Consider the following 23,402-nt stretch of genomic DNA (forward strand, 5'->3'; position numbering starts at 1 on the left):
GGCCTGTGACGAGATTTCGGTCGATTTTGTGCGGTACCGGCTGTGCGCCGAGTTACCGATGTGTTTGATGGATATTTGTGTACTTAGCACAATATTTGCCGCTTTGTCTGCATCGGTACAAGAAAAATATCGGGCTCTTCCTCGGTTTTGTACTCCAAAAAGAAATAAATACGCACAATGCGAAAAAGCCGAGTATAATAATAACGGTGGCGGCAGAGAGTCGCCGCATACAAAAAGGAGGAGACAAATGGCAAAGAAACTTCTTGAGACTGTGCCGAATTACAGCGAAGGGCGCGACATGGAAAAGGTGGCAAAGATTGCCGCTTGCTTCAAGAACAGAAAAGGTGTTCGCCTTTTGGATTGCCAGACAGACGTGAACCACAATCGCTGCGTAATTACCGCAGTCGGCGAGCCGGAAGCGCTTCGCGACGCAGTCATCGACTCGTTTGAAGTCGCTGTGAAGTTGATTGATATGACCAAGCACGAGGGTCAGCATCCGCGCATGGGTGCGGTTGACGTGGTTCCCTTCATCCCCTGCCGCAATACGACGGTCGCAGAGGCGGATGCAATCGCAAAGGAAGTCGGAAAGGCTGTCGGCGAGAAGCTCGGCATCCCGGTCTTCCTGTATGAGGATTCCGCAAGCGCGCCGCACAGAACGAACCTCGCAAAGATCCGCAAGGGCCAGTTTGAGGGCATGGCGGAGAAGCTTCAGGACAAGGAACTGTGGACGCCGGACTTCGGACCGGATCACATTCATCCGACCGCTGGTGTCGTTGCAATCGGCGCGAGAATGCCGCTCATTGCATACAATGTGAACCTCGACACGGACAATATGGAAATTGCGAACAACATTGCGGATGCGGTCAAGAACATTCGCGGTGGTTACCACTTCATCAAGGCCATCGGCGTCGAGCTGAAGGATCACTACTCCGGCAGAGATACCGTGGCGCAGGTTTCGATGAATCTCGTGAACTTTGAAAAGACGGCCATCTACCGTGCGTTTGAGGCAGTCAAGATGGAGGCGCGCCGCTACGGTGTCAATGTCCTTGAGAGCGAGATTGTCGGTGTCGTGCCGATGCAGTCCCTCATTGACTGCGCGGAGTACTACCTGCAGGCATGCATGTTCGGACCGATGAAGTTCGATGCGAAGAAGCAGATCATGGAGAACTGGCTCCTTGAGGATGAGGAGGAAGAGGCATGAGCGAAAAGCTGAAAGAGATGAGCGTCGCCGCGTTTGTGGATCTCACGGCTTCCGATGCACCGGCACCGGGCGGCGGTTCGGTATCGGCACTCTTCGGAGCCCTATCCGCGGCGCTTACGGGCATGGTCGCGGGACTGACCGTCGGCAAGAAGAAGTATGTCGAGGTGGATGCGGAAATGCGCGAAATCGCGACGGCTGCCGAGGCGCTGAAGAAGGAGCTGGTCGAGGAAATCGATCGTGACTCCGATTCCTTCAACGAGTTCATGGCGGCAATGGCGCTTCCGAAAGATACGGATGAGCAGAAGGCAGTGAGAAAGGCAGCGATGCAGGATGGCTTAAAGTCCGCGGCAAAGGTGCCCTGCCATGTCGCGGAGACCGCGGCGCGCATTTTCCCGCTTGCAAAGGCGGTTGTGGAGCGCGGCAATACGAATGCCGTGACCGACGGCCTTGTCGCGGCGATGGCGGCGAGAACCGCTGTGATCGGCGCGGGTCTCAACGTGAAGATTAATCTCTCCTCGATTGAGGACGAGGACTTTGTCGCCGAGTACAGCGCGCGCGTTGCGGCGCTCGAGGAGCAGGCGATTGCGGCGGAGCGCGAAATCTTTGCGCTCTCCGAGCTGACCCGAGAAATCTAAGCCGCTACACCGGTTTGTCCGAGACATCGCAGCAAAATACACAAGTACCCCGCAGGGCGGGGCGAAAGGAGAATGCGTATGAAGACAGATATTGAGATTGCACAGGAGGCGCAGGCAGCCAAGATTGAAGAAATAGCCCGCGCCGAGGGCATCGACGAGAAATATCTGGAACAGTACGGCAAGGACAAGGCAAAGGTGAGCTATCAGCTCTTAAAGGACACAGAGGGCAAGCCGAACGGCAAGCTTGTGCTGGTCACGGCCATTACCCCGACGCCCGCGGGCGAGGGCAAGACGACGACTTCCGTGGGCCTCGCGGACGGCTTAAAGCGCCTCGGCAAGAGCGTTGCAGTCGCGCTTCGCGAGCCTTCGCTGGGACCGGTCTTCGGTGTGAAGGGCGGCGCTGCGGGAGGCGGCTACGCCCAGGTCATCCCGATGGAGGAGATTAACCTTCACTTTACCGGCGACTTCCACGCAATCGGCGCGGCAAATAACCTCCTTGCGGCGCTGATTGACAACCATATCTTCCAGGGCAACGCGCTCCGCATTGACGACAAGCGCATCACTTGGAAGCGCGCGGTCGATATGAACGACCGTCAGCTTCGCAACATCATCGACGGTCTCGGCAAGAGAACCGACGGCCGTGTCCGTGAGGACGGCTTCGAGATTACGGTCGCGAGTGAGATTATGGCGGTCTTCTGCCTCGCGAAGGACTTAAAGGATCTGAAGGAGAGGCTGGCGCGCATGATCATCGGCTACAACATGGACAATGAGCCGGTGACTGCGGGCGATCTTCACGCGGAGGGCGCGCTCACGGCGCTCTTAAAGGATGCGTTGAAGCCGAACCTCGTGCAGACTTTGGAGCACACGCCGGCCTTCATTCACGGCGGCCCCTTCGCAAACATTGCGCACGGCTGCAACTCCGTGCTCGCAACCAGCCTGGCGCTCCGCCTGAACGACTATGCGGTCACCGAGGCGGGCTTCGGTGCCGACCTCGGCGCCGAGAAGTTTATTGACATCAAGTGCCGCATGACGGGGCTGCGCCCGGACTGCGCGGTCGTGGTCGCAACTGTGCGCGCACTGAAGCACCACGGCGGCGTCGATAAGGCAGAGCTCAACACGCCGAATGTCGAAGCACTGAAGAAGGGGCTTCCGAACCTTCTGCAGCATGTCGAGAACATGACGAAGGTCTTCGGTCTTCCGACCGTGGTCGCGATTAACCGCTTCCCGTTTGACGCCGAGGAGGAGCTTAGCTGCATCGCGGACGAGTGCAAGAAACTCGGTGTCAATGTCGTGCTCTCCGAGGTCTGGGCCAAGGGCGGCGAAGGCGGCGAGGCGCTTGCGCGTGAGGTCGTGCGTCTCTGCGAGAACACGGCGGAGAACCACTTCCGCTTTGCCTATGAGGACGGCGACAGCCTCGAGGAAAAGCTCAACAAGATTGTGCGCGAGGTGTATCGCGGCGACGGCGTGGTGCTCACGGCCGAGGCGAAAAAGCAGGCAAAGCGCCTGGAAGAACTCGGTTTCGGCTCCTATCCGGTCTGCATGGCGAAGACCCAGTTCAGCTTCTCGGACAACAAGAATCTGACCGGTGCGCCGCGCGGCTTTAAGATTACCGTTCGCGAGGTCAAGGTTTCGGCGGGCGCGGGCTTCATTGTCGTGAAGACCGGCGATATCATGACCATGCCGGGTCTTCCGAAGGTTCCGGCCTCCGAGCACATCGACGTGGATGAGAACGGAAAGATTACGGGTCTCTTCTAAGACTCGAACTTAGAAAAAAGACTTGCCGGCGGACGGCGGAGTCGGCTTAAACAGCCGCTTCGCCGCCCGCCGTTCTCTTTACAAAACGCATGTTCTGTGCTATTCTTTGCACCGAGGAGGCGGCCATGAAGAGAAGCGGAACTTACAGCACGAAGTCCAGACAAGAGATTATGAAATATTTGGAGGCATCTGCGGGCAAGACCGTGAGCGCATCCGACATCCTGAATCACTTGCAGGCGGTCGGTCTGACCGTGAGTCCGACCACGGTTTACCGCAATCTGGATCGCCTGTACGAGGAGAAGAAAATCCTGAAATATGTCGCCGAGAAGGGCGAGAAGGCGGTGTATCAGCTCGAGGTGGAAGGCCGCCACTGCGCGGAGCACCTGCACTTAAAGTGCGTTTCCTGCGGTAAAATCATCCACATGGACTGCGATTTTATGGATGAAGTCAGAGAGCATTTGATGCGCGGACACGGCTTTTCTCTGCAATGCGAGGGCACGGTGCTCTACGGCTATTGCGAGGCCTGCCGGAAGAAAAAAGACGGTTTACAAGCCGAATGAGTTTCGGTATACTGGACTGGATGCAGGCGTGGTTCAATGGTAGAACACAAGCTTCCCAAGCTTGGGACGCGGGTTCGATTCCCGTCGCCTGCTGGCATGGGACCGAAGGCATACTTCGGTCTCTTTTTTTCGCCGTTTCCACGGCACGGAGGGAGAGGGATGGCAAAGACACAGTACACGGCTGACAGCATCACCGTGCTGGAGGGGCTCGATGCGGTCAGAAAACGCCCCGGCATGTACATCGGTGGCGTCGGCCAGAAGGCGCTGAACCACCTGATTTACGAGATTATGGACAATGCGATCGATGAGCACCTCGCGGGCTATTGCAGCGAGGTTCACATTGTCCTCGAGAAGGATGGTTCCTGTACCGTGCGCGACAACGGGCGCGGTATTCCGGTGGAGCTGCACCGGAAGGGGGTCTCGGCCGAGCGTGTGGTCATGACGACCCTGCATGCCGGCGGAAAGTTCGACAACAACGCCTATAAGACGAGCGGCGGCCTGCACGGCGTGGGTTCCTCCGTCGTGAACGCGCTCTCCAAAAGGATGCGGGTGCGCATCAGCCGTGGCGGCGTGGTCTACGAGGACAGCTACGCGAAGGGCGTTCCGACAACGGAACTGAAAAACGGCCTCTTGCCGATTGTCGGTAAAAAGGCGGAGAGCGGCACGGAAATTAACTTTCTGCCGGACCCGGAAATCTTTGAGAAGACGCATTTCCGCGCGGACTGGTTAAAGTCGAGACTTCACGAGACCGCCTACTTAAATCCCGGCATCACCATCTATTACGAAAACAAGCTCCCCGGCGAAGAGGAACAGGAAGTGTTCCGCGAGCCCGAGGGGCTGATTGCCTATGTTCGCGCGCTGAATGAGGGGCAGACTGCGGTGCACGAGCCGGTCTATATCAAGGGTCGCTTTGAGGACATTGAACTTGAGTGCGCAATCCAGTTTGTGGATGCGTTCGAGGAGAAGCTGCTCGGCTTCTGCAATAGCATTTACACCGCCGAGGGCGGCACGCACTTGCAGGGCTTTAAGACACGCTTTACCCAGCTCATCAACGGCTACGCGCGCGAACTCGGGTTTTTAAAAGAGAAGGACGCAAATTTCACCGGTGCGGACACGCGAAACGGCATGACGGCCATTGTCGCAATCAAGCATCCGGACCCGATTTTCGAGGGGCAGACCAAGACCAAGCTTGCGAGTGCGGATGCGACCAAGGCGGTCTCTTCGATTGCGGGCGATGAGCTGACGCGCTACTTTGACCGCGACTTGGAGACGGTTCGCGCCATCATTGCCTGTGCCGAAAAGTCGGCAAAGATACGGCGGGCGGAGGAGAAGGCGAGAACCAACCTCCTCGCAAAGCCGCGTTTTTCCTTCGACTCGAACGGAAAGCTCGCGAACTGTGAGTCCCGGGATCCCTCGAAGTGCGAAATCTTCATTGTCGAGGGGGATTCCGCAGGCGGCTCCGCAAAGACCGCACGCAACCGCATGTATCAAGCCATACTCCCGATACGCGGTAAAATCCTGAACGTCGAGAAGGCGTCCATGGACAAGGTGCTTGCGAATGCGGAGATTAAGACCATGATCAACAGCTTTGGCTGCGGCTTCTCCGAGGGCTACGGCAACGACTTTGACATCACGAAGCTGCGCTACGACAAGATTATTCTGATGACGGATGCCGATGTGGACGGCAGCCACATTGACACCCTGCTCTTAACCTTCCTCTACCGCTTCATGCCGGAGCTCATCTACGACGGTCATGTATACATTGCGATGCCGCCGCTCTACAAGGCAGTTCCGACGCGCGGCAAGGACAAGGAGGGTGTCTACATCTACGACGACAAGGCGCTCGAAAAATTCAAGGCGAAGCACAAAGAGGGAACTTACACCCTGCAGCGCTACAAGGGTCTCGGTGAGATGAACCCGGAGCAGCTCTGGGAGACCACGCTGAATCCGGAGCAGCGCATGTTAAAGCGGGTTGAAATCGAGGACGCCCGCCTCGCGAGCGAGGTCACGGCCCTCTTAATGGGCAGCAACGTGGGACCGCGGCGCGACTTTATCCACGACCACGCGGACGAAGCGGAAATCGACGCATAAAGGCGAGAGAGGAATACCATGGCAGAGAAAATTCTTCGAACCGAATACTCCGAGGAAATGCAAAAGAGCTATCTCGACTATTCGATGAGTGTGATTACCGCCCGCGCGATTCCCGATGCGCGGGACGGCCTAAAGCCGGTGCAGCGGCGCGTGCTCTACGATATGAGCGAGCTGCACTTAAGTCATGACAAGCCGCACCGAAAGTCCGCGCGTATCGTCGGCGATACCATGGGTAAATACCACCCGCACGGCGACAGCTCGATTTACGAGACTCTGGTTGTGATGAGCCAGCCCTTTAAGCGCGGCATGCCGCTGGTCGACGGCCACGGCAACTTCGGCTCGATTGAGGGAGACGGCGCTGCGGCCATGCGTTACACCGAGGCGAAGCTTCAGAAATTTGCGGAGGAGGTGTATCTCCGCGACCTCGATAAGACCGTCCGCTTTGTCTCGAACTACGACGAGACCGAGAAAGAACCTGAGGTTTTGCCGGTTCGCATTCCGAATCTTCTTGTGAACGGCGCGGAGGGCATTGCGGTCGGTATGTCGACCTCGATTCCGCCGCACAACCTGGGGGAAGTCTGCGATGCCTGCATCGCCTATATTAAGAACCCGGAGATCAAATACGAGAAACTCCTGGGCCTCTTAAAGGGGCCGGATTTTCCGACCGGCGGCATTGTGGCAAATCAGAGCGAGCTCCCGCTGATTTACAGAACCGGCGTCGGCAAAATCAAGCTGCGCGGACGCATTGAGGTGGAGCTCGGGCAGAAGCGGAGCGATCGCGACAAACTGGTGATCACCGAGATCCCCTATACCATGGTCGGCGCGGGCATCGATAAATTTTTAATGGATGTGGCGGCACTCGTGGAGAGCAAAAAGCTCCCCGAGGTTGTCGATATCTCGAATCAGAGCTCCAAGGAGGGCGTCCGCATCGTCCTGGAACTTCGCCGCGACGCGGATCTGGACCGTGTCAAGAATATGCTCTATAAGAAGACCAAGCTCGAGGACAGCTTCGGTGTCAATATGCTGGCCATTGCGGACGGCAGACCGGAGACGCTGGACTTAAAGGGCATCTTAAAGCACTATCTTGCCTTCCAGTACGCGAATGCCGAGAAGAAGTACGAGACCCTGCTCGAAAAGGAGCGCTTAAAGCAGGAGGTGCAGGAGGGACTGATTGCCGCCTGCGATTGCATTGATTTAATCATTGCGATACTCCGCGGCGCGAAGAAACTTGAGGACGCGAAGGCCTGCCTCACGACCGGCGATGCGAGCCGCATTTACTTCAAGGACCCGAGTTACCTGCGGGATGCCATGCAGCTGCACTTCACGGAGCGCCAGGCACAGGCCATACTCGAAATGCGTCTCTATAAGTTGATCGGACTCGAGATTTTGGCACTCGAAAAAGAGCACGCGGAGACGCTTAAAAAAATCGAGACCTATGAGGGCTATCTTTCGAGCCGCGAGAAGCTTGACAAGCTTCTCATAAAGGATCTCGAGGCCATCAAAAAGGAATATGCGCACGAGCGCCGCACCCGGCTTGAGGACAGCAAGGAGGCTGTGGTCGAAGAGAAGGCACCGGAGGACGAACCGGTTATCTTCCTTTTGGATCGCTTCGGCTACGCAAAACTTTTGGATGTCGCGAGCTATGAGAAGAATCGGGAGCAGATCGAGAGCGAGTACCGCGCGGTTGTGCCGATTATGACGAGCGGCAGGATACAGCTCTATACCAGTGCGGGTGTGCTGCATCAGGTCAAAGTGCGGGATATTCCGGCCGGTAAGCTGAAGGACAAGGGTGTGCCGATCGATAACCTGAGCCGCTTTGACGGGCGGAAGGAAGAAATCTATCTGGTCGCGGCAGCGGGTAGCCTCAGCAAGGAACAGCTTCTCTTTGTGAGCCGCGAGGGCTATGTGAAGCTGGTCGACGGCGCAGAGTTCGAGACCGCGAATAAGACTGTGGTTGCGACCAAACTGGGAGATGAGGATGCGGTGACAGCGGTGCTGGTGCTCGGAAAAGGAAAGCAGGAAGTATTGCTGCTCAGCGGGGAAAACTATGCCCTCCGCTTTTACGCAGAGGAGACGCCGCAGATGAAGAAGAACGCGCGCGGTGTGCGCGGCATGCGCCTTGGTTCCGGGGACTATGTGCAGAAAGCGCTGCTTTTGCCGCCCATGGAAGAGTTTGTGTTCAACGGAAAGAAGGTGAACCCGGAGAAGATACGGCGCGGTCACCGGGATACGAAGGGCGAAAAACTGAAATAAGACTTCGAGGTAGGGTAGATAGAGGGCTTCGACGGAGACAGAAAGAAGAAGATGATAGAGAGCCGGGAGGGAGAAGCCCTACCCGGCTTTTCCGGTTTTTGCCCAAACCCGATGAAGGCGCAGGATAATAGGAAGTACGCCGCAGAACAAAGTAACGAAGCGGATTAATTGGTTCACATAATAGATGCGGGCAAGAAAAGCACGGGCTGAATTATGGCTGCGGCGATATTCGTGCGGCCAGAAATCCGGACAAGGAAATGCGATTTTGCGATTTTCAAAAATAAAAATGAAAAAGTTTGAAAAAACGCTTGACGCCTTCATACAGGGGTGGTATAGTACACAAGCTTGCTCGTGAGGGCGAGCCAAGAACCTTGAAAATCAAAGATCAGACAGTACAAACAACCCTGAAATCTCTGTGAAAACAGAGGGCTTGCGGACATTTTTCAAATGTGTTCGTGAGCTTCCAAAAGAATTTCAAAAAAGAACCAAACCAAGTAATAACGGGTAAAATAACTGAGAAAGACCAACGTTATTTTGACCGGAACGAACAAACTTTAAATTGAGAGTTCGATCCTGGCTCAGGATGAACGCTGGCGGCGTGCTTAACACATGCAAGTCGAACGAGAAATGGAGACGGAAACCTTCGGGCGGAAGGCTTCATTTCGAGTGGCGGACGGGTGAGTAACGCGTGGGTAACCTGCCTCATACAGGGGGATAACAGTTGGAAACGACTGTTAATACCGCATAAGACCACAGCACCGCATGGTGCGGGGGTAAAAACTCCGGTGGTATGAGATGGACCCGCGTTCGATTAGCCAGTTGGCGGGGTAACGGCCCACCAAAGCGACGATCGATAGCCGATCTGAGAGGATGACCGGCCACATTGGGACTGAGACACGGCCCAAACTCCTACGGGAGGCAGCAGTGGGGAATATTGCACAATGGGGGAAACCCTGATGCAGCGACGCCGCGTGAGTGAAGAAGTACTTCGGTATGTAAAGCTCTATCAGCAGGGAAGAAAATGACGGTACCTGAGTAAGAAGCCCCGGCTAACTACGTGCCAGCAGCCGCGGTAATACGTAGGGGGCAAGCGTTATCCGGATTTACTGGGTGTAAAGGGAGCGCAGACGGTTGCGCAAGTCTGAAGTGAAATCCCGAGGCTTAACCACGGGACTGCTTTGGAAACTGTGCGACTTGAGTATCGGAGGGGCAGGCGGAATTCCTAGTGTAGCGGTGAAATGCGTAGATATTAGGAAGAACACCGGTGGCGAAGGCGGCCTGCTGGACGAAAACTGACGTTGAGGCTCGAAGGCGTGGGGAGCAAACAGGATTAGATACCCTGGTAGTCCACGCGGTAAACGATGAATACTAGGTGTTGGTGCCCCAAGGGCATCGGTGCCGTCGCAAACGCAATAAGTATTCCACCTGGGGAGTACGTTCGCAAGAATGAAACTCAAAGGAATTGACGGGGACCCGCACAAGCAGTGGAGCATGTGGTTTAATTCGAAGCAACGCGAAGAACCTTACCAAATCTTGACATCCTTCTGACCGCACCGTAATGGGTGCTTTCCTTCGGGACAGGAGTGACAGGTGGTGCATGGTTGTCGTCAGCTCGTGTCGTGAGATGTTGGGTTAAGTCCCGCAACGAGCGCAACCCCTATTGCCGGTAGCCAGCAGGTAAAGCTGGGCACTCCGGCGAGACTGCCCGGGATAACCGGGAGGAAGGCGGGGATGACGTCAAATCATCATGCCCCTTATGATTTGGGCAACACACGTGCTACAATGGCGTTAACAAAGAGAAGCGAGAACGCGAGTTTAAGCAAAGCTCAAAAATAACGTCTCAGTTCGGACTGCAGTCTGCAACTCGACTGCACGAAGCCGGAATTGCTAGTAATCGCGAATCAGCATGTCGCGGTGAATACGTTCCCGGGTCTTGTACACACCGCCCGTCACACCATGGGAGTCAGCAACGCCCGAAGTCAGTGACCCAACCGCAAGGAGGGAGCTGCCGAAGGCGGGGCGGATAACTGGGGTGAAGTCGTAACAAGGTAGCCGTATCGGAAGGTGCGGCTGGATCACCTCCTTTCTAAGGAAGAAGTAAGGGTTGTTTGTGCTGTCTGGTTTTTGATCAAAGGTTCGCACCGGATTTCCGGTGTCGATACGTCTTCTTGAAACACCCGTTCCCATCCCGAACACGACGGTTAAGAGGAGGACGGCCGAAGGTACTATGTTGGTAACGACATGGGAGAATAGGTGGGCGCCGGAATTTTTCTTTTTTTCATAAGCGATCGGAACGCTTGAGCCGCAAGGCTGGAACGCTCCTATGGCTGATGAAAATCAGCTTTTGCACCTTGAAAATCGCATACAGAATGAATATTCAATTAAGAATATCTAGACATCCGAGGTGATACGATGAAAGTCGTATCCGATAGATGTGACGAAAGTCATGTCTATAATGTAAATAATACGTAACTCTGTGAGAGCAGAGTTGACCAAACCGCATGTTCTTACGCTAGAGAACATGTAAGAGGTTAAACAGAAAAGAGCGTAGGGCGGATGCCTTGGCACTAAGAGCCGATGAAGGACGTGATAAGCTGCGATAAGCTGCGGGGAAGAGCAAATATCTATTGATCCGCAGATTTCCGAATGGGGAAACCTACTGCAGAAGACCTGCAGTGACTGTGCGTAAATCCATAGCGTACAGCCGGGAACCCGCTGAACTGAAACATCTAAGTAGGCGGAGGAAGAGAAAACAACAGTGATTCCGTAAGTAGTGGCGAGCGAACACGGAAGAGCCCAAACCGCGGTGCGTGCACCGCGGGGTTCGGACTGCGTAAGGGAATTGAATGGTTACCGGAAGGACTTTGGAAAAGTCCGCCACAGAGGGTGAAAGCCCCGTACGGGAAAACGATTCGAAACCCGGCAGGATCCAGAGTACCACGAGACACGTGAAACCTTGTGGGAATACGGGGGGACCACCCCCTAAGGCTAAATACTACTTAGTGACCGATAGTGCATAGTACTGTGAAGGAAAGGTGAAAAGGACCCCGGGAGGGGAGTGAAAAAGAACCTGAAACCCTATGTTTACATGCAGTGGAAGTGCGATACATGAACGCACAACCGCGTACTTTTTGTAGAACGGTCCGGCGAGTTGCCGGTGCTGGCAAGGTTAAGGACTACAGGTCCGGAGCCGAAGGGAAACCGAGTCTTAATAGGGCTTACAGTCAGCATCGGCAGACCCGAAACCGGGTGATCTATCCATGTCCAGGTTGAAGTTCCCGTAAAAGGGAATGGAGGACCGAACACACATCCGTTGAAAAGGGTGGTGATGAGGTGTGGATAGGGGAGAAATTCCAATCGAACCCGGAGATAGCTGGTTCTCCTCGAAATAGCTTTAGGGCTAGCCTCGACTTAGTCAGACGGAGGTAGAGCACTGAATTCCTGAGGGGGCGTCAAAGCCTACCAAGGGATATCAAACTGCGAATGCCGCACTGATGATGGTCGGGAGTCAGACTGTACGAGATAAGTTGGACAGTCAAAAGGGAAAGAGCCCAGACCTACAGCTAAGGTCCCAAAATACGTGTTAAGTGGAAAAGGATGTGGGATTTCGAAGACAGCTAGGATGTTGGCTTAGAAGCAGCCACACATTCAAAGAGTGCGTAATAGCTCACTAGTCGAGAGGTCCTGCGCCGAAAATTTCCGGGGCTAAAACACGATACCGAAGCTTAGGAATGTAGCAATACATTGGTAGAGGAGCAATCTCAGAGTGCCGAAGCGTTACCGTAAGGAAGCGTGGAGTTCTGAGAAGAGAGAATGCCGGAATGAGTAGCGAGAATGATGTGAGAATCATCATGGCCGAATATCCAAGGATTCCAGGGTAAAGCTGATCTGCCCTGGGTAAGTCGGGACCTAAGGCGAGGGAGAGATCCGTAGTCGATGGACAGCAGGTTCATATTCCTGCACCTGACATGATCAGAACTGTGGGGACACAGGAACGAAACCGGACCCGGGAGAGCAAAGACCGGGCGAAGCGAAGTTAGGAGTGTGGTAGGCAAATCCGCCATACAATCCGAAAGCGTGATAGGGAGCGAAATATAAGTAGCGAAGCCGGTGGAGGGACTGTCGAGAAAAGCCGCTATTGTATCATGTCAGCCCGTACCGCAAACCGACACAGGTGGATGAGGAGAGAATCCTAAGGCCGGCGGGAGAAGCATTGTTAAGGAACTCGGCAAAATGACCCCGTAACTTCGGGAGAAGGGGTGCTGCAGAGATGCAGCCGCAGAGAAAAGGCTCAAGCAACTGTTTAGCAAAAACACAGGTCTATGCGAAACCGTAAGGTGAGGTATATGGGCTGACGCCTGCCCGGTGCTGGAAGGTTAAGAGGAGAGGTTAGCGCAAGCGAAGCTTTGAATTTAAGCCCCAGTAAACGGCGGCCGTAACTATAACGGTCCTAAGGTAGCGAAATTCCTTGTCGGGTAAGTTCCGACCCGCACGAAAGGCGTAATGATTTGAGCGCTGTCTCAACAATGCACCCGGTGAAATTGAAGTACCAGTGAAGATGCTGGTGACCTGCGCCAGGACGGAAAGACCCCATGGAGCTTTACTCCAGCTTGATACCGGGATTCGGTGTTACTCGTACAGGATAGGTGGGAGGCTAAGAAGGAAGGACGCCAGTTTTTCCGGAGCCGCTGTTGGGATACCACCCCTGTGGCACTGGATTTCTAACCTACATCCGTAATCCGGATGGGGGACAATGTCAGGTGGGGAGTTTGACTGGGGCGGTCGCCTCCGAAAGAGTATCGGAGGCGCTCAAAGGTTCCCTCAGAATGGTTGGAAACCATTCGAAGAGCGCAAAGGCAGAAGGGAGCTTGACTGCGACACCGACGGGTGGAGCAGGTACGAAAGTAGGACTTAGTGATCCGGTGGTATAAAGTGGGATTGCCATCGCTCAACGGATAAAAGCTACCCTGGGGATAACAGGCTTATCACTCCCAAGAGTTCACATCGACGGAGTGGTTTGGCACCTCGATGTCGGCTCATCGCATCCTGGGGCTGAAGTCGGTCCCAAGGGTTGGGCTGTTCGCCCATTAAAGCGGTACGCGAGCTGGGTTCAGAACGTCGTGAGACAGTTCGGTCCCTATCCGGCGCGGGCGTAAGATATCTGAGAGGAGCTGTCCTTAGTACGAGAGGACCGGGATGGACTGACCACTGGTGCACCGGTTGGGGAGCAACCCCATGGCCGGGTAGCCAAGTCGGGACGGGATAAACGCTGAAGGCATCTAAGCGTGAAGCCCCCCTCAAGATGGGATATCTCATGCGAAAGCGGTAAGACCCCTTGAAGACGACAAGGTAGATAGGAGAGAGGTGTAAGCGTGGCGACACGTTCAGCTGACTCTTACTAATCGGTCGAGGGTTTAACCAAAGGGTTTGGGAAAAAGAGATGAATAGATAGAATTCTGTGTGCGGTTTTCAGGGTGTAAACATGCGATAGTGGCGTAGTTGGTAACGCGCGACCTTGCCAAGGTCGAGACCGCGGGTTCGAGTCCCGTCTATCGCTCTCTGAAAAGAGCGCCCTGCTTTGGCAGGGCGCTTTTCCTGTTTGTCTCTTTGTACGCTGTCGTTCAAAGTCCGTGGCTTTTGCGTCTTTTGGCGGCCTGTTCATATACTTCGTTGTCAGCACGAACACCTATGACAACAATCAGCATCTTGTCTTTTTCACGCACCAGGGAGTAGACAATTCTGATTCCTGCCTTATTGCCTAAAGGTTTCCCGAGACCGCCTTCTTCCGCAGGCCTCGGGTCTGCCTGTACTTTTTGAATCGCTTTCAGGGTAAGTACTTGAGAAGAAGCGTCCAAACGTTTTAAATCTTTGACCGCTTCCGGAAGATACTCTACTTGCCAGTTCATTCGAGCTCCACATCTTCTTCTCCGAGCAGGTCGGCGGCAGAAAGACCGAGTTCACGGTAAACTTCTTCTTGAGAAACGGTTTTTGAGAGGTCCGCACGGGACATCCGATCCGACGCAAGCAACAGAAGACGCGCATCACAGATCTCATCAATCAGTTTTGCATACTCGTCCGGAGAAAGCAGTACGCATTCCGCAGTATTGTTCTTCATAACGACCTTAGCGCCGCTCTTCTTTACTTCTTCGAAAATTTTGCCGGCCAAGCCGCGATTAAACTGATTGATTGGAACTGTGTCCCGCAATGCACTCATGACACTTTTCATATGTTTTTCTCCTTTATGTAGATAGCTTAGAATACGGCGAGAAATAAGTCAATAAATTGAACGGTAAATTTACTGTTCTCGCCTTTTTGCGGGAAATCGGCTATACTGGGGCGAGCAAAGCAGAAGCAAAGGAGTGTTTTAGAGAGATGCAATACGAAGGCGATGTCTACCGCCCGCCGAGTGAGGCGCGCAGTTTAATTATTCAGGTAACCATAGGATGTTCGCACAATAAGTGCACCTTTTGCCATATGTACACGGACAAGCAGTTCCGCGTGCGGAAACGGGAGGAGATACTGGCGGATCTCGACGAGTGCCGGGATACTTACGGCCCCTACGTGCAGCGTGTCTTCTTCGCGGACGGCGACGCGCTGGTTGTGAAGACCGAACTGCTCTTGGAACTTTTACACTATGTGAAGAAAAACTTCCCCTATGCGGAGCGCATTACCTCCTACGGAACGGCGAAGGATGTGCTCCGAAAGTCGGAGGATGAGCTGGTAGCGCTTCGAAAAGCCGGACTCGCAATGATTTACCTCGGCGCGGAGTCGGGGGACGATGAAGTCCTCGTGCACATTCAAAAGGGCGAAACAGCGGCCGAGATTATCGCGGCCGGTCAAAAGTTGAAGCGCTGCGGCATTCAGACCTCGGTGACCTTAATTTCCGGCCTCGGCGGCAGTGCAGGCATGGAAGCACACGCAGTGAAGTCCGCGGAGCTCATCAACGCGATGAACCCGGAATACGCTTCCATTCTGACCCTGCACCTCTCGCCGGAGTCGCCCATGGCGAAGGAGATTCAGCGGGGGGAGATGGAGCTCTTAAAACCGGATCAGATCATGGATGAGACGGAGCTCTTCTTAACGCATATCGACTCGCCGGGAACGGTGTTCCGTACGAATCATGCCTCGAATTATCTGGCGCTTGCAGGGACCTTTAATGAGGATCTGCCGCGTCTCCTTCGTGAGGTGCGCGAAGCACGGGAGCACAGCCGCTATCGCATGGAGAGTTGGCGTAGAAGGCTCTGAGGGCTTGGCGAAGAAAGCGAAGCAACTGCTGTGGCTGCCGTGCGGACGGAGCATACCGCAAAAAGAGAAAAAAAGAGAGAGACCGCGGCGAAATGCGGTTTCTCTCTTTTTATAACGTACTACTGCCGAGAAGGCCGGGACGGAAAACAGTATCGAGACAGCGTTTTCAGGCAACGCAAGCTTTACTTTACATCCGCCTCTGCGGCGTCCGAGAGGGCACGGTAGCGCGTTGTGACCTCGTCGATAAATTCCGCCTCAATGTCGGTGGGGCGCTTATTTTCTTTTGTGATAATTCCGAAACGCAGGTGCTCGTTGCTCGCGCGAAGCGGAATGTTGGCGACTTTATAGTGCAGTCCCTCATCCGGATACTTCGGGATGCCTATGGTGTAAAAATTCGAGTGTGCGAGCAGGCGGATTTGTTCCATGCGGTCGTTCACGTAGATAATTTTCGCAGAGTCGTTCAGGTCCACAACACCGTTCTCGGTTGCGATGTGGTAGAAGAAGTCCTCGTACTGGCCGATGTAGCGCACAAAGCCGTAGTTCAAAAGATCGCGGATATCCAGTTCGCTGACCTCTTTATCCCGGAGCAATTCATGTTCCGCGGAGAGAAAGACATAGGGCTTAAAGCGGGCTATGCTCTGAAAGCGAAGCCGCTTGTTCTCAAAATTGCGGAGCATGCTCTCGCTCTCGGAGACGGAGAAATGCAGGACACCGATTTCGGAGTAGCCGCTGGCCACATCGTCCACCACATCCATGGAATCGGTCTCGCGGAGGCGCAGGAAGAGGCTCTCCCTGTCCTGATGCCGACAGGCGACATCGTTAAAGCAGACCGCGGTGTGCGAGAAACGTGTCATCGAGACCACAAGGCGACTGCCCTGGCGGTGGGTCTGATTGATGAAGCGGTCCAGACTGTTCATCTCTTCCAGAATAATTTGGCAGTGGGAGAGGAAACTTTCGCCGTTTCTGGTGAGGCGCACGCCCTGATTGGTGCGCTGAAACAAATCAAAGCCGACTTCCTCTTCTATGCTCTTGATGATGTGAGAAAGTTGCGGTTGGGAAATATACATGGCCTTTGCGGCCTGATTGATGGAACCGTAGCGGGCAACACCCACGAAATATTTGAGATTTTTTGTATCCAAGCAAGCCTCCATATCAGAATCACGGCAAACGGTCTGCGAAACATACTGAGTTCTTATCATACCATAAAACGGAGTCCTGCGCTTCTCAATTGACAGTAAGGCTTGCATTGCTTAGAATAACAGAGGTTGGCGCCCGTGGCGGAATTGGCAGACGCGCCGGATTTAGGTTCCGGTGGGAGACCGTGCAGGTTCAAGTCCTGTCGGGCGCAGGTAGGCGGTTTCAAAAAAGCGGTTCACGGGCCTTGGGGGCCGTGAACCGCTTTTGCATTCTAAATGCAAGGATAGTACAATAGAGCGAGAATCGAAACCGAAGGGGGGATGCGCATATGACGCGGCGAGAGACTTACGGTACTTTGGCTGTGCTTTGTTTGCTGATGACAGCGGGCCTCACTGCCTGCCGGGCGGGCGAGACAGGACGCGGGAGCGCAGCGACCCAAGAAGAAATTCGGAGCAACGCACCGGGCGACGGATGTCGCTTTCGAGACCTCACGGCGGAGTCCGTCGAAGTGGGTCTGGAACCCGGTCAGACTACGCCAGAGGAGGAAACGAGGTGAAGCAAGGTAAGTCAGGGTTGAACGCGCGCATCGGCACGGCGGTACTCGCCGCAGCGCTCGGACTGCTCACGGCCTGCGGCGGAAAAAGTAAGGCCGAGACCGAGAGCAGTGCAAAGGCCTTGGAAATTCAGGCGGAGACCGCCATCCCGGATATCAAGGCCGCATCCGCGGAGGCGGCCGAGAGCGAGGAGGCGGCGCAGACCGTGACCGTCCCCCTGCAGATTGAGAAGCACAAGCAGGAGGGACGACACATGGTGCGCGCAGGAGATCGCACCATTTCGGTGCCGACTTCCTTTGAGGGTCTCCTCAAAGAAGGTGCGGTCTTCAGCGGCGAAAACGACATCGTAAAGGCCGGGGCAACCGGAAGCTGCCGGGTGCAGTACCGGGGATCCTTCGGGCACATCCGCATCAATGTCCGGAACAACGCGGACCATGACCTGCCGGTCAAGGAATGTACGATTAAGGGCATCGACATCGGCAGCGCGGAACCGGATCCGGAGCTCACGCTCTACGGAATACCGATGGGGGCCACGAGACAGCAGATTGCGGATGTCTACGGCGAGCCTTTCTCAAAGACCTTTGACGATGAAAACCACACGTCCAATATGGTCTACCAGTTCGGAGATGAGATTTATTCCAATCAGGTGGTCATGATACTCTTTAAGAACGGAAGGGCCGTGCGCGCCATTTACGATGACTTCTCGCTCTCGGAGCGCTGAGACAGATATCTGCGGCGTGTCAGGAAGAGACTGAGGCTCAGGGCAACGGAGGTTGTAATCCAGCTGATCGGATAGGCCGTCATGAGGGTCAAGATGTCGCGGTGAAGCGGCACGGCCAGGAATATCCAGAACATGCGGAGCACACAGACTCCGAGCATGGTGAGTATCATCGGCATCCAGCTGTTGCCCATACCGCGGAGCGTGCCGGAACAAATCTCAATCGGGATGTAGGTGATGAAGAACGGCACCACAAAGTGAATCAGACGATTGCAGATTGCAAGCACATCCGGGTCTTTGGTGAAGAAGCGCAGGAAGTTCATGCCGAAGAGCCAAATGATGCCGGAGAGCAGCAGGGTGCCGATTGCCGAGAGTAAGAGTGCGGCACGGAAGCCGCGAAAAGCGCGATCGGTCTTTCCCGCGCCGTAGTTCTGTCCGACAAAGGTTGTGATGGCAATACCGAAGGCATTGATGACCATCCAGAAAATCACGTCCATCTTGCCGTAAGCCGTGACTGCGGCAATCGTGTTGGTGCCGAAGCTGTTGATGGTCGCCTGAACAATGATATTCGAAACCGTGTACATGGTACTCTGCAGACCGGCCGGGAGCCCCACGTAAATCATCTTTTTAAGCCAGAAGGGCTCAAGCCGCAGCTGGCTCGGAATGAGGCGCACGTCGCTCTTCGTGCGGAGCAGGACAAAGAGTACCATGACCGCGGAAGCGAGCTGCGAGAGTATGGTTGCGAGCGCCGCGCCCGAGACACCGAGGCGGAGGTAGGCCACAAAGATAAGGTCGAGCACAATGTTACATAAGCAGCTTAGTATCAAAAAGTAGAGCGGTCGCTTGGAGTCGCCGATTGCGCGAAGCACTGCGGCTCCCATGTTGTAAAAGAGGTTCGGAATCATGCCGAGGAAGAAGATGCGAAGATACGCACTGGCTTCCGGCATAATCTCCTCCGGGAGGGACATCGCGCGGAGCGAAACGTTTGTCAGCGCAAGGCCGAGCACCATAATCACGACGCCGGAGAGCAGCGAAAAGGTAAGAGCCGTGTGTACGCTCTTTGAAACAGCCCTGTGATCCTTCGCCCCGTAGTACTGCGAGATAATGACACCGCAGCCCGAGGAGAGGCCGATAAAGAAACCGACAAAGAGATTTACCAGCTGTCCCGTCGCACCGCCGACCGCGGCGAGCGCGGTGTTGGTGCCGACAAAGTTGCCCACAATAATGGTATCAACCGTATTGTAGAGCTGTTGAAAGAAGGTACCGAGCAGGATGGGAAAGAAAAAGAGCAGAAGTTGCGCGGTGATGGGCCCTGTCGTAATGGACGGTGCCTGACTTTTGGACTGCATGGAGATCTCCTTTTGAAACAATCGTAATTGTGTGTCCGAAAAGCATAGCACAGGGACGGTCGAAAGAAAAGATTCGCACACCAAAAAGAAAAGAAGTGCTATACTAAGTAGAACAACAGAATGATTTGGGCGGCCTGCCGCTTTGGCAGCGCGCGCCGGAAGGTCTTATTTTTATGGCAAAAAACAAACGGAAAGTAAAGAAAACAAAGGTGCAGCTGTTTTTCGGCTGGCTGCGCGGCGGTGACTTTGAACCGGATGACGAGGACGAGGATTTGCCCGAGGGCGGAGGCTCCGGGGACGGCGGCGATAACCGGGGCAGAAAGGGCGGCGGAGGCGGAAGCTTCCTGATGCCCTTGTTGCTCCTTCTGTCTGTCGTCTTTTTGATCTTTAACTTTATTCGCCCGCTCAGCGGGGGACAGGGCAGTGTGCAGAGCAAGGAGGTCAGTTACAGCGACTTTCTTCGCATGGTCGATGATAAAATCATTGTCAGCGCCAAAATCGGAAATTCGGTCATTCGCTTTGACGCAAAGCCGGAGGGGCAGAAGTACACGAGCCATTATGTGACAACGCGCATGGACAGCGACCGGGATCTCCCCGAGAAGCTCTACCGGGCAGGCGCGGTCGTGACGCGGGAGCGCTTTGATATCATGAGTGTGCTGCTCTCGGGTGCGGCGCTCTTTTTGCCTGTCATTATGATTTTCGGTGCGATGAACTTCCTCATGCGGCGCATGGGCGTCGGCGGGGGCGGCGGCGGTTTCATGGGCGGTGTCGCGAAGAGCAATGCGAAGGTCTATGTGCAGAAGGAGACCGGCGTGACCTTTGCCGATGTCGCAGGTGAGGACGAGGCGAAGGAGAGTCTGACCGAGATTGTCGACTTCCTGCATAACCCCGAGCGCTTCCGGGAAATCGGCGCAAAGCTGCCGAAGGGGGCTCTCTTGGTGGGACCGCCCGGAACCGGTAAGACCCTGCTTGCAAAGGCAGTCGCGGGTGAGGCCAATGTGCCCTTCTTCTCGCTCTCGGGTTCCGATTTCGTTGAAATGTACGTGGGTGTCGGTGCCTCCCGTGTTCGCGACCTCTTCCGCCAGGCGCAGGAGGCTGCGCCCTGCATCATCTTTATCGACGAGATCGATGCGATCGGAAAGAGCCGTGATTCGCGCTACGGCGGCGGCAACGACGAGCGGGAGCAGACTCTGAACCAGCTGCTCTCGGAGATGGATGGTTTTGATTCTTCCAAGGGTCTCCTGGTGCTCGGTGCAACCAACCGACCGGAGATTTTGGACCCCGCACTGCTGCGCCCGGGTCGCTTTGACCGCCGCGTCATTGTGGAGAGGCCGGACTTAAAAGGCAGAATCGAGATTCTCAAGGTGCACGCGAAGGATGTGCTTCTCGATGACACGGTGGATTTCGATGCCATCGGTCTTGCGACCAGCGGCGCGGTGGGCTCCGAGCTCGCCAATATGGTGAACGAGGCGGCCATCCTTGCGGTCAAGAACGGGCGCAAGGCAGTGAGCCAGAAGGATCTCTTTGAGTCGGTCGAGGTGGTGCTGGTCGGTAAGGAGAAGAAGGACCGCGTGATGAACCAGAAGGAGAGACGCATTGTCTCCTATCACGAGGTGGGGCATGCGCTGATCTCCGCACTCCAGAAGAACACGGAGCCGGTGCAGAAGATTACGATTGTGCCGCGCACCATGGGCGCCCTCGGCTATGTCATGTACGTGCCCGAGGAGGAGACCTATCTCATGTCGAAGCGCGAGCTCGAGGAGAGACTGGTTTCGATGCTCGGCGGCAGAGCCGCGGAAGAGCTGGTCTTCGGTGATGTCACGACCGGCGCGCAGAACGACATTGAGCAGGCGACCAACATCGCAAAGTCGATGGTGACCCTCTACGGCATGAGCGAGAGCTTCGGCCTCATGGGACTCGCAAAGATTGAGAACCAGTACCTCTCCGGCCGCAGTGTGATGGATTGCTCCGATCAGACGGCGGCACAGGTGGACAAGGAAGTGGAGCGCATTCTGAAGGCGGCGTATCAGACCGCCCTCGGCCTGCTCCGCGAGAACCGCATGGTGCTGGATCAGATTGCGGACTTCTTGATTAACCGAGAGACCATCACCGGCAAGGAGTTCATGCAGATTTTGCGTAAGGTGAAGAACCTGCCGACCCCGCTCTCCGAGCAGGAGCCCATCCTGATCTGAGGCGGATCGCAAAATAAAAAGCCCGGAAACATTTGCGTGAGCGCGCGTGTTTCCGGGTTTTTTGTTCGTCCGGGGGATTGTCTTTCAAATAAAATGTTTGTTTGGAGGAAAATGTCATGAAGCATGCCGGCTGTCCTTCTTGTGGGAGGGCCTTGTATGAAATTTTACAACGCGGCCTACATGCGGATAAAAGCAAGGGGACACCCGACGGGTGTCCCCTTCTGTAGGAGAAGAAGTTCTCAGTGATAGATTTTCTTGTTCTCGTAGCGCGGCTCGCTGGTCAGTTGGAGACCCAGTTTATTCATGATGCGGATATCCACCTCGGAGAGCATGACGGAAGTGTGCACCTGGCAGCCGCGAAGTTTTTTCAGCTGCTCGAGGGCGTGCGCCGCATTCGGATCGCTCGCCGCGTTCATGGAGAGCGCAATCAGAATCTCGTCGGTGTGAAGGCGCGGGTTCTTTGAGCCGAGATACTTGACCTTTAAGGTCTGCACCGGCTCAATGACGGTCGGAGAGATGAGCTTAATCTCATCCGGGATATCGCCGAGCGTTTTCACGGCATTTAAGAGCACGGCTGCACTCGCGCCGAGGAGCTCGGAGGTTTTGCCGGTCACAATGCGGCCGTCCGGCAGTTCCAGGGCAGCCGCCGGCGCGCCGGTGACTTCTGCCTTGAGGAGGGCCGCATGCACAACAGGACGATTGCTTGCGGTGACACCGGCCTGCTTCATCAGGAACTCAATCTTGGTGACCTCGGACTTCTCGGCATCGCCCTCCACGAGGCGATTCATGCCGGTGTACCAGCGGCGAATGATTTCCTGGCGGCCCGCTTCGCGGCAGGCTTCATCGTCCACAATGCAATTGCCTGCCATGTTAACGCCCATATCGGTCGGAGACTTGTAGGGGCAGCTGCCGTAGATGCCCTCAAACATGGCCGAGAGCACGGGGAAAATCTCCACGTCACGGTTGTAGTTGACGGTCGTCACGCCGTAGGCTTCCAGATGGAAGGGGTCTATCATGTTGACATCGTTTAAGTCTGCGGTCGCAGCCTCGTAGGCGAGATTTACCGGGTGATTCAGCGGGAGGTTCCAAACCGGGAAGGTCTCGAACTTTGCATAGCCCGCCTTGATGCCGCGGCGATTCTCGTGGTAGAGCTGGGAGAGACAGGTTGCCATCTTGCCGCTGCCCGGGCCGGGAGCGGTCACAATGACCAGCGGTCTCGTGGTTTCGATGTACTCGTTTCTGCCGTAGCCGTTCTCACTTACAATGAAGGGAATGTCGGCCGGATAGCCGTCAATCGAGTAGTGGCGATACACCTTGACGCCCATGGACTGGAGCTTTGTCTTGAATTGATCCGCTGCGGGGGTATAGCGGGTGATGACAACGGAGCCGACGTAGAGACCGGAGTCCCGGAAGGCCTGAATGAGGCGGAGCACATCGACATCGTAGGTGATGCCGAGATCGCCGCGAATCTTATTTTTTTCAATATCCGCCGCGGAGATGGCGATTACGATTTCCGCCTGATCCGCGAGCTGCAGCAACATGCGAAGCTTGCTGTCCGGCTGAAAGCCCGGGAGAACGCGGGAAGCGTGGTAGTCGTCGAAGAGTTTGCCGCCGAATTCCAAATAGAGTTTGTCTCCGAACTTGGAAATGCGCTCGCGAATGTGCTCGGACTGCATCTTGAGGTATTTTTCGTTGTCAAAACCGATTTTCAT

The 23,402-nt window shown here is 55.2% G+C and carries 16 protein-coding genes, 3 tRNA genes and 3 rRNA genes; 16 read left to right on the forward strand and 6 right to left on the reverse strand.

All coding sequences use genetic code 11. The annotated features are described in order from the left end of the window. Positions 1-247: 247 nt before the first annotated feature. The 7 genes from ftcD (at position 248) to QU660_RS02470 (ending at position 8,495) form a co-directional block, all read left to right on the forward strand. Complete coding sequence (gene ftcD / locus QU660_RS02440; RefSeq protein ID WP_304946761.1) at positions 248-1,201, forward strand: glutamate formimidoyltransferase; 954 nt, start codon at positions 248-250, stop codon at positions 1,199-1,201. Continuing rightward, entirely contained in the window at positions 1,198-1,836 is a 639-nt protein-coding gene (locus QU660_RS02445; RefSeq protein WP_304946762.1) for a cyclodeaminase/cyclohydrolase family protein, read from the forward strand. Before ftcD ends, QU660_RS02445 begins: the two co-directional genes overlap by 4 nt. A 72-nt stretch (positions 1,837-1,908) precedes the next feature. Then, on the forward strand, positions 1,909-3,591 hold the full coding sequence (locus QU660_RS02450) for a formate--tetrahydrofolate ligase (RefSeq protein WP_304946763.1): 1,683 nt from the start codon (positions 1,909-1,911) through the stop codon (positions 3,589-3,591). Between the two features lie 125 nt (positions 3,592-3,716). Then, a complete protein-coding gene (locus tag QU660_RS02455; RefSeq protein ID WP_304946764.1) occupies positions 3,717-4,151 on the forward strand; it encodes a Fur family transcriptional regulator in 435 nt (144 codons plus the stop codon). Between the two features lie 22 nt (positions 4,152-4,173). After that, positions 4,174-4,244: transfer RNA gene (locus QU660_RS02460), tRNA-Gly, on the forward strand. Positions 4,245-4,310: 66 nt separating this feature from the next. Beyond that, entirely contained in the window at positions 4,311-6,242 is a 1,932-nt protein-coding gene (locus QU660_RS02465) for a DNA gyrase/topoisomerase IV subunit B (RefSeq protein ID WP_304946765.1), read from the forward strand. 18 nt (positions 6,243-6,260) lie between these two features. Further along, complete coding sequence (locus QU660_RS02470) at positions 6,261-8,495, forward strand: DNA gyrase/topoisomerase IV subunit A (protein ID WP_304946766.1); 2,235 nt, start codon at positions 6,261-6,263, stop codon at positions 8,493-8,495. Between the two features lie 78 nt (positions 8,496-8,573). Here the strand turns inward: QU660_RS02470 and QU660_RS02475 are convergent, their stop codons facing one another. After that, positions 8,574-8,816, reverse strand: coding sequence for a hypothetical protein (locus QU660_RS02475; RefSeq protein WP_304946767.1), 243 nt, complete (start codon positions 8,814-8,816; stop codon positions 8,574-8,576). Positions 8,817-9,050: 234 nt separating this feature from the next. Between QU660_RS02475 and QU660_RS02480 the strand changes: the two genes are divergently transcribed. From QU660_RS02480 to QU660_RS02495, 4 genes are all read left to right on the forward strand, one after another. Beyond that, positions 9,051-10,581, forward strand: a 16S ribosomal RNA gene (locus QU660_RS02480). Positions 10,582-10,643: 62 nt separating this feature from the next. Then, positions 10,644-10,761 (forward strand): 5S ribosomal RNA (gene rrf, locus QU660_RS02485). Positions 10,762-11,024: 263 nt separating this feature from the next. Then, a 23S ribosomal RNA gene (locus QU660_RS02490) occupies positions 11,025-13,917 on the forward strand. Together the 16S, 23S and 5S rRNA genes with 1 tRNA gene alongside form the textbook arrangement of a ribosomal RNA operon. 62 nt (positions 13,918-13,979) lie before the next feature. Further along, positions 13,980-14,052: transfer RNA gene (locus QU660_RS02495), tRNA-Gly, on the forward strand. Between the two features lie 64 nt (positions 14,053-14,116). Here the strand turns inward: QU660_RS02495 and QU660_RS02500 are convergent. Both QU660_RS02500 and QU660_RS02505 read right to left on the reverse strand, forming a co-directional pair. Then, positions 14,117-14,401 (reverse strand): type II toxin-antitoxin system RelE family toxin, encoded by a 285-nt coding sequence (locus QU660_RS02500; protein WP_304946768.1) that lies wholly within the window; start codon positions 14,399-14,401, stop codon positions 14,117-14,119. After that, a complete protein-coding gene (locus QU660_RS02505; protein WP_304946769.1) occupies positions 14,398-14,721 on the reverse strand; it encodes a type II toxin-antitoxin system Phd/YefM family antitoxin in 324 nt (107 codons plus the stop codon). The genes QU660_RS02500 and QU660_RS02505 overlap by 4 nt, the downstream gene beginning before the upstream one ends. A 146-nt stretch (positions 14,722-14,867) precedes the next feature. Here QU660_RS02505 and QU660_RS02510 point away from each other — a divergent pair, with 146 nt between their 5' ends. Beyond that, a complete protein-coding gene (locus QU660_RS02510; RefSeq protein WP_304946770.1) occupies positions 14,868-15,740 on the forward strand; it encodes a B12-binding domain-containing radical SAM protein in 873 nt (290 codons plus the stop codon). A 182-nt stretch (positions 15,741-15,922) separates the two neighbouring features. On the opposite strand, the gene QU660_RS02515 is transcribed toward QU660_RS02510, so the two are convergent. Further along, positions 15,923-16,879: a LysR family transcriptional regulator gene (locus tag QU660_RS02515; protein ID WP_304946771.1), complete on the reverse strand. Its 957-nt coding sequence runs from the start codon at positions 16,877-16,879 to the stop codon at positions 15,923-15,925. A 129-nt stretch (positions 16,880-17,008) separates the two neighbouring features. Here QU660_RS02515 and QU660_RS02520 point away from each other — a divergent pair. From QU660_RS02520 to QU660_RS02530, 3 genes are all read left to right on the forward strand, one after another. Further along, positions 17,009-17,088: transfer RNA gene (locus QU660_RS02520), tRNA-Leu, on the forward strand. Positions 17,089-17,205: 117 nt separating this feature from the next. After that, positions 17,206-17,433 (forward strand): hypothetical protein, encoded by a 228-nt coding sequence (locus QU660_RS02525; protein WP_304946772.1) that lies wholly within the window; start codon positions 17,206-17,208, stop codon positions 17,431-17,433. Then, the gene (locus QU660_RS02530) at positions 17,430-18,152 is read left to right on the forward strand and encodes a hypothetical protein (protein WP_304946773.1); all 723 of its coding nucleotides are present in this window, start codon (positions 17,430-17,432) and stop codon (positions 18,150-18,152) included. Before QU660_RS02525 ends, QU660_RS02530 begins: the two co-directional genes overlap by 4 nt. On the opposite strand, the gene QU660_RS02535 is transcribed toward QU660_RS02530, so the two are convergent. Beyond that, positions 18,122-19,498: an MATE family efflux transporter gene (locus QU660_RS02535; RefSeq protein WP_304946774.1), complete on the reverse strand. Its 1,377-nt coding sequence runs from the start codon at positions 19,496-19,498 to the stop codon at positions 18,122-18,124. The genes QU660_RS02530 and QU660_RS02535 overlap by 31 nt on opposite strands. A gap of 347 nt (positions 19,499-19,845) precedes the next feature. On the opposite strand from QU660_RS02535, the gene ftsH reads away from it, so the two are divergent. After that, positions 19,846-21,690, forward strand: coding sequence for an ATP-dependent zinc metalloprotease FtsH (ftsH, locus tag QU660_RS02540; protein WP_443027786.1), 1,845 nt, complete (start codon positions 19,846-19,848; stop codon positions 21,688-21,690). Between the two features lie 239 nt (positions 21,691-21,929). Here ftsH and QU660_RS02545 read toward each other — a convergent pair whose 3' ends face one another. Then, a complete protein-coding gene (locus QU660_RS02545; protein WP_304946776.1) occupies positions 21,930-23,402 on the reverse strand; it encodes a DUF1846 domain-containing protein in 1,473 nt (490 codons plus the stop codon).

The sequence above is a fragment of the Stomatobaculum sp. F0698 genome, assembly GCF_030644385.1.
Taxonomy (GTDB): Bacteria; Bacillota; Clostridia; order Lachnospirales; family Lachnospiraceae; genus Moryella.